Here is an 11408-nt window from a genome sequence, read left to right on the forward strand (position 1 = left end):
ACTTAACTGGATAAAGCTTATATGCTTATCAAGTAGAGAAATACTTATCATCATGGCTACCTAGCTCAGCTGGCTAGAGCATTCGGTTCATACCCGAAAGGTCGTGGGTTCGACTCCCTCGGTAGCCATTTTATACTTTTGGAGGTATACCCAAGTCTGGCTGAAGGGATCGGTCTTGAAAACCGACAGGCGGGTAACACCGCGCGGGGGTTCGAATCCCTCTACCTCCTCCATTTTTACAAACTGGGTAATGAAAAAAGTATAAACATAATATTGTCGCGGGGTGGAGCAGTGGTAGCTCGTCGGGCTCATAACCCGAAGGTCGCAGGTTCAAGTCCTGCCCCCGCAACCAAATGGTCCCGTGGTGTAGCGGTTAACATGCCTGCCTGTCACGCAGGAGATCGCCGGTTCGATCCCGGTCGGGACCGCCATTTGTGGGTTTGTAGCTCAGTTGGTAGAGCATTAGATTGAAGCTCTAAGTGTCGGCGGTTCGATTCCGTCCAAACCCACCATATGCGGGTGTAGTTTAGTGGTAAAACCTCAGCCTTCCAAGCTGATGTTGTCGGTTCGATTCCGATCACCCGCTCCAGTTTTTAAATAGGGCCTATAGCTCAGCTGGTTAGAGCGCACGCCTGATAAGCGTGAGGTCGATGGTTCGAGTCCATTTAGGCCCACCATATACAATTATTCCGAAGTAGCTCAGTTGGTAGAGCATCCGGCTGTTAACCGGCAGGTCGCAGGTTCGAGTCCTGCCTTCGGAGCCATGGCCCGTTGGTCAAGTGGTTAAGACACCGCCCTTTCACGGCGGTAACACGGGTTCGAATCCCGTACGGGTCATTTATAAGCATGTAGCAAAGGCTACATGCTTTTTTTGTTTGTAAAGAAATTTAAATTTCTACTATAAATCCTCGACTACGATTTTTAATTATCAATATCAGGTTGTTTAGAAAGGGACAAATCCCATCCGGTAATTTTGAATGATCAAGAAAAGGATGATCAATCCATTACTACCAAAAAGAATTATTAGATACTATTCGAAAATAACTTCCTTTCTTTATTAAAAAATCTATAATAAATAATGGAGGTTAGATAATGAAAAATGTATTTAGTTTATTATTAGTGTTTCTTCTAGCTGTATCCACGATGCTACATGCTTCACCGACAAGTGCGGAACAAGTGTTTACTGATGTACCGCCAAAGCATAGTAATTATCAGGATATAGCTTATTTATTGAATAAAGGGATTATTAGTGCTGACAAAAAGACGTACGGTGTGAAAGATATTGTGACGCGCGAAGAAGTGGCTGTCATGGTTGCAAAAGCTGTCGGTCTTGATGGGACACAGCGAGCAACAAAATTTAAAGATGTTCCGAAGTCACATAAAAACAGCGGATATATTCAATCAGCTGTAGAAGCAGGTATCATTAATGGCTATACGGACGGGACGTTTAAACCGACGGCGAAAGTGACACGCGGTCATATGGCGGCATTTATTGCACGTGCATTTGATTTACCGAATGGCACGAAAACATTTAAAGATGTAAAAAAAGGGCATACGGCATATGAAGCAGTGAGCCAATTAGCTGCAGCAAAAATTACAACGGGTTATGAAGACGGTACATTCAAGCCAGCGAATAATTTAACGCGTGCTCATATTTCCGCATTTTTAGCACGTGCTGTGAAATATCAGGAAAGCTTAGGGACAACATCTTCCAAACTGAACGTACACTTTCTGGATGTTGGACAAGGGGACTCGATTTTCGTTCAAGCACCTAATGGGAAAACAATGCTAATTGATGCAGGGACGAAAGAATACGGCAGCACGGTTGTTGCTTATTTGAAATCTAAAAATGTGAAGAAACTTGATTACGTAGTAGCGACACATCCGGATGCCGATCATATCGGTGGATTGACTGCAGTACTGGAAAACTTTACGGTTGGCGAATTTATTAACAGCGGAAAAGTCCATACAACAGCAACGTATGAAAACTTACTGCAGATGGTGGCCGAAAAGAAAATTCCGTATAAAGAGCCAAAAGTGGGGGACTTGATTTCATTGGATTCAACTATGAAAATTCAAGTTTTAGCTGTCAATGCGCAAGCAAGTGATATGAATGATGCTTCCATCGTATTAAAACTGACGTATCAAAAAATGTCCTTCTTGTTGATGGGCGATGCAGATGCAGGAATCGAGGAGCAAATTGCGAAGAAATACGATGTTTCCGCAACGATTTTAAAAGCTGGTCATCACGGTTCAAGTTCGAGTAGCTCGCTTGGGTTTTTACAGAAGGTAAATCCGAAAGCGGTTATTTTAAGCTATGAAGAGGGTAACAGCTATGGCCATCCGCATAAAGAAGTGCTTACAAACATTAAAGCGGTTGGTACAAAAGCTTACGCAACTGCTCAGGATGGAACAATTGTTGTGACTACGAACGGTCAATCCTACTCAATTAGTGCGAAAGAGTTCATCGTGCCGAATACAACACCTGAAAAACCAAAAGGTGATGCAAATTCCGGGACATATGTCATTCCGGGAGCACCGACTGCATTTAAAAACTGTACAGAAATGCGGGTTTATTATCCGAAAGGTGTCAGCTCATCGCATCCCGCTTATGCAACGGCAAGAGACGGCGATAAAGATGGCTGGGCTTGTGAATTATAATTTACGCGAAGCAGCTTAAGTGATTTTTACTTAGGCTGTTTTTTTGTTGGTCGGTTTTATTAGCACATTGGTCCGGGTTATTAGAAGAGTCGGAGGGGATATTAGAAGAAACTTGGTCGATATTAGAAGTTTCGCCGGTTCCAACTGTATTCAAGCAACGTTAGCAGCTGAATATGTTGAAACTGATATGCGATCGGGATTTTATTAGAACAATTAGAACCGATATTAGAAGATGACCGGGAGATATTAGCTGATCGGTAAGGGATATTAGAACAAAGTGACTGCTTATTAGAACAACACCCGATTATATTAGAAAATCGCAGCTTTATTAGAACAAATAAAATTATATTAGAACATTTCCGAACATATTAGAACATTGCGACCACCCTTATAAAGCGTGTATCTTTAAGATAAAGGGGTGAATGAAATGAAGCATGAATATAGAAAACACGAAAAAGAGCTATACGGCACAAAAGCAAAACCGGCATTACTGGACGTCCCGCAACAGAAATATATCTGTATCAAAGGTGAGGGCAATCCGAATGGACAAGACTTTAAAGAACGCGTAGAGGCCTTGTACAGTTTGGCGTATACGATTCGTATGAGTCATAAAAACGGCTTTGCGCCGGATGATTATTTTGAGTATACGGTCTATCCGCTTGAAGGGCTGTGGGATAAAAAGAATTACGATTCCGATGAGCTCCATCTAGATGATCTTGTGTATACGATTATGATCCGCCAGCCGGAATTTGTAAATGAAGCAATGTTCAATAAAGCGATGGAAGTGGCACGGAATAAAAAGCGAAATGAACTGTTGAGCGAAGTTTACTTTGACGAGATGACGGATGGTCTGTCGGTACAAATGCTGCATATCGGTCCGTTTGCTACAGAGAGTGAGACGTTCACGGTCATGCAGGAGTTTATTGAAAACAATGATTTACGCATTAAAACATTAGTGCACCGCGAAATTTATTTATCGGATCCGCGTAAAGTAACCGGTGATCGATTAAAAACATTACTGCGCTACCGTGTAGAAAAAAATAAATGAAAAAACGAAACACCAGCAGCACGCCCGGTGTTTCGTTTTTTATTACGGCCTATATTACTGAACGCGGGCAAACCCGAATCCTGAAGCGTAGTCATCGCCTGTAGCGGCACCGTAACCGCCTTTAATGTCTACAGCTTTTGCACGTGTTTGTAAGTTCGAGCGCAGTTGCGTGTGAGACCAAGACGGGTTTTGAGCCCAGATTTTTGCTGCTAAACCTGCTACGTGAGGTGTAGCCATTGATGTACCGCTAATTGTGTTGTAGCCGCCGTTGTACCATGTAGAGTAAATAGCTGAACCAGGAGCTGAAATTTCAACATCACCTTGCTGAATAACATAATCGCCATCTGTTGAAGCATAACCGCGTGAAGAGTAGTCAGCTACACGGTAAGTGCCGTTTTGCTGTACATTTTCCAATGCTGCTACTGCAATAGCGTTCGGTAATGCACCAGGATAGCCGATTGTTCCTTGTGCATAGCCTGAGTTACCAGCAGCCGCAACAACAAGTACGCCTTTGCTGTATGCATAGTTGACAGCACTTGAAATTAAGCTGTTGTTCGCTGAAGAACCTAATGACATGTTAATGACCGTTTTCGTACGAGTAGATGTTGCTTGGTCAGCCGCATGACGGATTGCAGCAGCAATATCATCCGAGTAACCAGAACCGCTGTCTGTTAATACTTTGTATGCCCAAAGATCTGCATCTGGAGCAACACCGTAAACGCCGCCTCGATCGCTTCCGCCATCAGCTAAAGCTGAACCGGCAACATGTGTACCGTGACCGTTTCTGTCAGTACAGCTATTGTTTACAACAGATGATGCAGTCGTAAAGTCTTTACATTGCTCCACATTGTTGGATAGGTCAGGGTGGGAAGTGTTTACTCCCGTATCAAGTACGGCGATATTTACGCCGCTTCCTCCAGATGTAGATGTTAATGAACTATTATTATAAATCGCTTTAATTCCCCATGGTACTTGCTGGGAAGCTCTTGCGTACGCTGATGCATCCGGCGTTCTATCTTCTACTGTATAATCCTCTCCCAATTCCAAGTTGATTGGATCTAAAGAAACGACAGGAACTTTTGTGACTGTGAAATTTTTATTCTTTTGTAATGCCTGGAATTGCTTTTCATTCATTTCTGTTGAAAATCCGTTCTCTGTTAATTCCCAACGTGCTGAATATTGTGATTTTGCTGATTGTTTTGCAGACTGGTTGTTTGCTTCAATGTACACACGGAACTTTTCTTGGCCGACATTGTTTGCCGAATTGTCTTCATTACCCAAAGTTGCCGCATGTGCCGGACTCATTAATGATCCTGCAATCAAAAGACTAAATAACGTACTCTTCACTTTTTTCATTTTTCCTGACCCCTTTTCAAAATATATTTGGATTACATATTGAATTTATCACATTAACAGTTTTTTGATTATTGGGAAAATATTAAGTATACTAGATAAACTAACTAACTTTTAAAGGGGTGTGGTATTTGAATGAAAATAGGTTCTTTAATAAAGTACTATCGTACAAAGCTGGGAATGACTCAAAATGAGGTAGCAGCGGGAATTTGCTCAATTCCACATTTAAGTAAAATAGAAAATAACAATAAAGAAGCAAACTGCGAGACAATTCGTCTACTGCTTGAACGTTTGAATATTAATAGCCATGACGTCAAAAATAGCGAACACCATATCATAAAGTTATTGAAAGACTTACAAAAACAGATCAATTATCTAGAAAATGAGAAAGCTAATGAGACAATGGACCGATTAAAAGACTATGAAGAAATTATTGGTTTTACGGAATCGATCTATTTATATGAACTTTACAAATTACGATACTACGTTTTTATTAACGAATATAAACTGGCGGAACATCAGCTGAAGTGGCTAAATGCCCACCGTCAAAATTTTTCCCAACATGAGAGATATTTACATTCTTACTATTATGCATTAGTTTTATTAACAAGAGGAAAATACGCGGAAGCAGCTGTAGAACTAACTACTATACTTCAGACAAATTCAGAACTCGGATCACTGGAAGGGGAGTTTTACTATCACTTTTCGTTAATAAAAGGACGGCTCGATGAACCAAGCCAGGCGATCATTTACGGGAGAAAAGCACTGCATTTTTATAAGGACCAGTTTAATTTTAAGCGGATTATTTATACATCGATGTCGCTCGCTCTTTATTACGCTCAGGGGAAAGTGTTCCATGAAGCAATCGAAATTTATGATCATCTCTTGAGAAATGTTGAACTGATGCAACAACAGCAGTTACTGCCTGCTATATACCATAATCTTGGAGATTTATATCAAATGAGAGGCGAATATGAAAGTGCCCTCGTTTACTTTGAGAAAAGTGCTTCGTTAATGGAAAATGACAGCGATAACTATCTATTTTGTTTATATAACTTGGGTATGACACAATTTCGTCTTGAACAGAAAGTAGAAAGTATAAAAACTTTTACTATTTTAAAAGAAGAAGCAAAAAGTAAGAGAAAAATTAGTTTTAATTTATTTGCTTCTTTTTATTTATATTTGCTAGGTGGACAAGAAAAGAAAGCGATGGAATTTTTGGAGGGGAGGTTAATTCCGTTCACGGCAAACAGTGAAGAATTTAAAGAAATGCACCAGCAGTTTTCTTATTTATTGGGTGAGTACTACCGGCAAGAAAAGAAGTTTGAAAAAGCAATCCAATTCATTTAATTATAAAGGAGACGAAGAATATGAAGAAAAACGTTAAATTATCGCTATTATTATTAAGTGTGGCATTGGTGACATTGTCTATCCCAATTTATCCCCCAGTTTTATCATAATAAAAAAACGCCATCCAAAAAGCTCACAAGCACCTGGATGGCGTTTTGCATTTATTACATTACCTTTGACTTCATTAAAAAAGCAAAGCCTTCAGCACTTTCGAGTGAAAATGAAGCGCCGCGGCCTTCCATTACATCAACAACAACTTGCATATGCTTTAAATACTCTGCCTGATGTTTATCGATATAATACGGAACACCTGCAATTTCCCCAATGTGGACAAGCTGGCTGCTAATATAGTGACCGTCCGCCTGAAAACACATCGGCACCGTACCATCACAGCATCCCGATGACTGTTCAAAAACTAAGTTCCCATGCTTTGCCTTCAATAGCTCAATAATCTCAACCGCTTTTTCGGTTGCAATTAGCTTTTCCATATAATATGACCCCCTAATTGTGGATAATGCTTTGGAAATTTGAGATATCCACTCACTTCAGGTAGCTTGTTGGAGCTGGTCCGCTCTGCTGCGTTGCGGGGCATGCTTTTCTGGGGGCGTGGCTTCAACTAACTAAATGCTTGCCAATACGTCGGCAAGTATTTAGTGGATTTTCCGCGCACGCTGATCCCCTAGAAGTCAGCCCCTCCACTCCGCGCCGCTCTGTTTTCTTCCCATAAAGTCCACAGCAACCTCAATTAAAATATTAAAAAAGGGATGTGCTACATTAGCACATCCCTTATATCGCTTCGGCTTAGAAGAAACCTTGAGCGTTTTTGTTGTAGCTTACTAACATACATTTTGTTTGTTGGTAGTGCTCTAACATCATTAAGTGGTTTTCGCGACCGATACCTGATTTTTTGAATCCACCGAATGCTGCGTGAGCAGGGTATTGGTGGTAAGTGTTTGTCCAAACACGACCAGCTTGGATACCACGAACAGCGCGGTAAGCTGTATCCATGTTACGAGACCATACACCAGCACCTAGACCGAATTCTGTATCGTTTGCGATTTCCATTGCTTCTTCAAAAGTAGAGAATGTTGTTACAGAAAGAACTGGACCAAAGATCTCTTCTTGGAAGATACGCATTTTGTTGTTACCTTTGAATACTGTTGGTGCCACATAGTAGCCGCCTTCTTGATCAGCATCTAATTGGTTTTGGTAGCCGCCGATAAGTAGCTCAGCGCCTTCTTCTTTACCGATTTCGATGTAAGATAAGATTTTTTGTAATTGCTCATTTGAAGCTTGAGCACCCATCATAACTTCTGTATCTAATGGGTTACCGATTTTGATTGCTTTTACGCGTTCTAATACACGTTCCATGAATTTGTCATAAATAGATTCGTGAATTAATGCACGTGAAGGACAAGTACAAATTTCGCCTGAGTTTAATGCGAACATTACTAAACCTTCGATTGCTTTATCTAAATACTCATCGTCTTGATCCATTACGTCCGGGAAGAAGATGTTCGGTGATTTACCACCTAGCTCTAATGTTACAGGGATAATGTTCTCTGTCGCATATTGCATAATTAAACGGCCAACACCAGTAGAACCAGTGAATGCTACTTTTTGGATACGTGGGTTTGTAGCAAGTGGTTTACCTACTTCAATACCTAAACCGTTTACAACGTTGAATACACCTTTTGGTAGTAAATCTTGGATTAATTCGATTAATACCATGATTGATGCTGGTGTTTGTTCAGCAGGCTTCATCACGATTACGTTACCAGCTGCTAATGCAGGCGCGATTTTCCAAGTAGCCATAAGTAATGGGAAGTTCCAAGGAATAATTTGACCTACAACCCCGATTGGCTCATGGAAGTGGTATGCTACTGTATCGTTATCGATTTGAGAAATACCGCCTTCTTGTGCACGGATTGCGCCAGCGAAGTAACGGAAGTGATCGATTGCTAATGGAATATCAGCATTTAATGTTTCACGTACTGCTTTACCGTTGTCCCAAGTTTCTGCAACAGCAATTTTTTCTAGATTTTCTTCAATGCGGTCTGCAATTTTATTTAAAATATTCGCGCGGTATGCAACAGAAGTTTGTGCCCAGGCACCTTTAGCTGCATGTGCTGCGTCTAATGCTAATTCAATATCTTCCTCAGTTGAACGAGCAACTGTAGTAAATACTTTACCAGTTACAGGTGATTTTACATCTAGGTATTGCCCTTTAACAGGAGCAACCCATTCGCCACCGATAAAGTTATCATATTTTTCTTTAAAGTTGATTACTGCACCAGCAGTATTAGGGTTTGCATAGATCATCTATTAACACCTCTATTATGTTATTAAAGTTGCGACAACTTTATGAACCTATTATGCACTCATGTATGAAAAATCGCAAATGAAAATGCTTACATACTTACTCGTGTTGTTATATTTGTAAAAGGAAATTGCATGTAAATATCATTTTAGAGGCAATATTTATGTACTGATACAGAAATGATAGCGGTGAGATGTAATGGAAAAATAGTGGATTAATCCTTATAGTATTATAATAAGTGGTTATTATATAACAAAAGTAACTGTTGATAATAATTGAATAAATATACATAAATTATTATAAATATTTTTTGCGGAATCTACTTATTTCAGAACGTATTTAAGTAGTCCCAACTGAATTTCTGGTACATATTTTCTAGTTTTTACTGTTTATTGTCAACTTAAAGGTTTTTTTAGTTATTCGCATTCCGAAATAATTTAAGTTAAAATGAACGTATTCATCAAAAGAAAAGGGGAGGAGTTATGCTTCTTGTATTCGTAATTGCACTGATTGGGGCACTTCTATTCTCCGCGCTTTCACTGCCGATTCCATGGTTGATCGGTCCTATTTTTTCAGTATTAATTGCACAATTTTTCATAAAAGACCGGCTTAAATGGCCAGCAGTTTTACGTAATACTGGACTTGTAATTGTCGGTGTCGCGATTGGACAGCAATTTGATTTCGCGCTTTTTTCAGATTTCAAATCATTGCTGTTCTTTATGATCATCGTGAATGTTCTATTATTTGCGTTTTGTTTAGGGATTGCATGGATCATTGCCAGATCCACGGGGCTTACATTTAAAACGGCCGTCGCTGCCAATGTCCCAGGCGGATTATCTCAGCTTGTATTGTTTGCAGAAGAAGAAGGGGATGTCCATTTAACAGCGGTCACGTATTTTCATATTGTTCGTGTGTTGGGGGTCGTGCTGCTCATTCCGTTTTTAGTATCCGGTCACGTTGTTGGGGGAGCGAGTATTCCGTTAACATGGGACGTTTGGCAAGTAGTCCTTGTCATTTTGCTCGCTGCTGTTGCTGTTCCACTCGGCAGAAAATTAAAGCTGCCTGTCGCGCATTTTTTAACACCAATCATCCTTGTCATCGGATTAAAATTCTTTGGAATTGAAGCGCCGACAATGCCGAGTGATGTTCTTCATATTGCACAAATTTTAATCGGTGCCTACATCGGACTATTATTAAAGCCGGAAACATTACGTCTGCCATTGAAAGTTTTAATCGGCGGGGTGACGAGTACCGTTGCAATGATTGTTCTCACATACGGCACAAGTTTGCTCATCGCACGGTTTTTAGATTTAAGTTTTGCGACAAGCTTTTTAAGTACAGCACCAGGAGGACTCGATCAAATGGGTCTGCTGGCCGCTGCGGTGAAGGCGGATATTTCCGTTGTCACGGTATTCCAGCTGTTTCGTTTACTGTTTATTTTCTTGTGTATACTGCCTATTATTAAATGGATTTACCGAGAGCGGGGAGAACCTGTACAACAATAAATAATATGTTGCTGCGTTACGTGTCTGCCTAATATCCAATCGATTAATTGTGACAGCATTATCACGACATTTTGAATGGAAAAATGAGAAAAAAAGCCTGGATGCTAACCCTTTGTGTCCCTTATAGGGTATACTAGAGAAAGTGATTAATTGAGGAAGTAGGATTAAGAACATGCAAACGCAATCGAATCGACAGTTGTGGGCGCAAGCTGTGAAGACCGGCATTATTAAATCAAACTTAATTCCGATGATCGCGGCATTAATGCTCGCCCTGTATACGTATGAATTAAATTTTATTGAACATATTCCCGCTATTATTTATGCAATTATTGGTTCCGCGGCTGTCATAGCTGCTGCAGGAGCATATAACAACGTATATGACCGGGATATCGATCAAATTATGCCCCGTACAAAAACTCGTCCAACCGTTACTGGAGAACTATCTGCAAAGTTAGTGCTGATCGTTGCGACGATTTTATTAATACTAGGAAGTACGGCGCTTTATTTAGCATCACCGTTAGCTGCTTTGTTAGGGTTTTTAGGTGTATTTTTCTATGTTGTCCCTTACACAATGTGGACAAAACGCCGTACAATCTGGAATACAGAAGTTGGCAGTATTTCAGGCGCAATGCCACCACTAATTGGATGGGCAGCCGTCGCTCCGGATCTTTGGCATCCGGCCGCATGGGCACTGTTTCTAATTATGGTTATTTGGCAAATGCCGCACTTTTATGCCATCGCCATTCGTAAAAAAGAAGATTACGCTGCGGCTAATATCCCGATGCTACCTGTAGCAAAAGGGGAGCAACGCACATATATTCAGTCGAATATTTATCTCGTATTGTTAATTTTATCGAGCTTTTTATTTTTACCGCTTAGCTTAGGCTTAACAATCGTTTCTCTTGTCCTTGGTGTCATTTGGCTCTGCATGAGTATTGCAGCATCCAAAAAACAAGGGGAGAAAAAATGGGCCAATATTATGTTCGGCTACTCGCTTTTCCATATGATGGCTGTATTTGGGACAGTCTTTATTTATGCAACAGTGGGCATGATTTTAAATGTGCTTTAAAGTTGTATAATCTAAAACTCATCCATTTTCTTATTAAGAAAGTGGATGAGTTTTTTGTTTATGGAAGCTGAGTAACACATAGGTTTACTTCCTTGTTTGATA

The 11408-nt window shown here is 40.4% G+C and carries 8 protein-coding genes and 9 tRNA genes; 14 read left to right on the forward strand and 3 right to left on the reverse strand.

The window, feature by feature from the left end:
- Window positions 1-54 precede the first annotated feature (54 nt).
- The 11 genes from MKX73_RS09145 to MKX73_RS09195 all read left to right on the forward strand — a co-directional run bounded on the left by MKX73_RS09145 (window position 55) and on the right by MKX73_RS09195 (window position 3709).
- Window positions 55-128 (forward strand) — tRNA-Met (locus tag MKX73_RS09145).
- A gap of 12 nt (window positions 129-140) precedes the next feature.
- Window positions 141-233: transfer RNA gene (locus tag MKX73_RS09150), tRNA-Ser, on the forward strand.
- Between the two features lie 44 nt (window positions 234-277).
- Window positions 278-352 (forward strand) — tRNA-Met (locus tag MKX73_RS09155).
- A 3-nt stretch (window positions 353-355) separates the two neighbouring features.
- Window positions 356-431 (forward strand) — tRNA-Asp (locus MKX73_RS09160).
- A gap of 5 nt (window positions 432-436) precedes the next feature.
- Window positions 437-512: transfer RNA gene (locus tag MKX73_RS09165), tRNA-Phe, on the forward strand.
- 3 nt (window positions 513-515) lie between these two features.
- Window positions 516-589, forward strand: a tRNA-Gly gene (locus tag MKX73_RS09170).
- An 11-nt stretch (window positions 590-600) separates the two neighbouring features.
- Window positions 601-677: transfer RNA gene (locus tag MKX73_RS09175), tRNA-Ile, on the forward strand.
- A gap of 11 nt (window positions 678-688) precedes the next feature.
- Window positions 689-764, forward strand: a tRNA-Asn gene (locus MKX73_RS09180).
- A 1-nt stretch (window position 765) separates the two neighbouring features.
- Window positions 766-837: transfer RNA gene (locus MKX73_RS09185), tRNA-Glu, on the forward strand.
- Between the two features lie 255 nt (window positions 838-1092).
- Window positions 1093-2661: an S-layer homology domain-containing protein gene (locus MKX73_RS09190; protein WP_340717168.1), complete on the forward strand. Its 1569-nt coding sequence runs from the start codon at window positions 1093-1095 to the stop codon at window positions 2659-2661.
- Between the two features lie 427 nt (window positions 2662-3088).
- Window positions 3089-3709 (forward strand): GyrI-like domain-containing protein, encoded by a 621-nt coding sequence (locus tag MKX73_RS09195; RefSeq protein ID WP_340717169.1) that lies wholly within the window; start codon window positions 3089-3091, stop codon window positions 3707-3709.
- Window positions 3710-3763: 54 nt separating this feature from the next.
- On the opposite strand, the gene MKX73_RS09200 is transcribed toward MKX73_RS09195, so the two are convergent.
- The gene (locus MKX73_RS09200; protein ID WP_340717170.1) at window positions 3764-5065 is read right to left on the reverse strand and encodes a S8 family peptidase; all 1302 of its coding nucleotides are present in this window, start codon (window positions 5063-5065) and stop codon (window positions 3764-3766) included.
- Between the two features lie 132 nt (window positions 5066-5197).
- On the opposite strand from MKX73_RS09200, the gene MKX73_RS09205 reads away from it, so the two are divergent.
- On the forward strand, window positions 5198-6412 hold the full coding sequence (locus tag MKX73_RS09205) for a helix-turn-helix domain-containing protein (protein ID WP_340717171.1): 1215 nt from the start codon (window positions 5198-5200) through the stop codon (window positions 6410-6412).
- 164 nt (window positions 6413-6576) lie between these two features.
- Here the strand turns inward: MKX73_RS09205 and MKX73_RS09210 are convergent, their stop codons facing one another.
- The gene (locus MKX73_RS09210) at window positions 6577-6900 is read right to left on the reverse strand and encodes a DUF779 domain-containing protein (protein ID WP_340717172.1); all 324 of its coding nucleotides are present in this window, start codon (window positions 6898-6900) and stop codon (window positions 6577-6579) included.
- A gap of 313 nt (window positions 6901-7213) precedes the next feature.
- Entirely contained in the window at window positions 7214-8734 is a 1521-nt protein-coding gene (gene exaC, locus MKX73_RS09215) for an acetaldehyde dehydrogenase ExaC (protein ID WP_340717173.1), read from the reverse strand.
- A gap of 480 nt (window positions 8735-9214) precedes the next feature.
- Between exaC and MKX73_RS09220 the strand changes: the two genes are divergently transcribed.
- Together MKX73_RS09220 and cyoE are read left to right on the forward strand one after the other, a co-directional pair.
- Window positions 9215-10237 (forward strand): AbrB family transcriptional regulator, encoded by a 1023-nt coding sequence (locus MKX73_RS09220; RefSeq protein WP_340717174.1) that lies wholly within the window; start codon window positions 9215-9217, stop codon window positions 10235-10237.
- 172 nt (window positions 10238-10409) lie between these two features.
- On the forward strand, window positions 10410-11306 hold the full coding sequence (gene cyoE / locus MKX73_RS09225) for a heme o synthase (RefSeq protein ID WP_340717175.1): 897 nt from the start codon (window positions 10410-10412) through the stop codon (window positions 11304-11306).
- The last annotated feature ends 102 nt before the right edge of the window (window positions 11307-11408 follow it).

Source organism: Solibacillus sp. FSL W7-1436, from assembly GCF_038007305.1.
Taxonomy (GTDB): Bacteria; Bacillota; Bacilli; order Bacillales_A; family Planococcaceae; genus Solibacillus.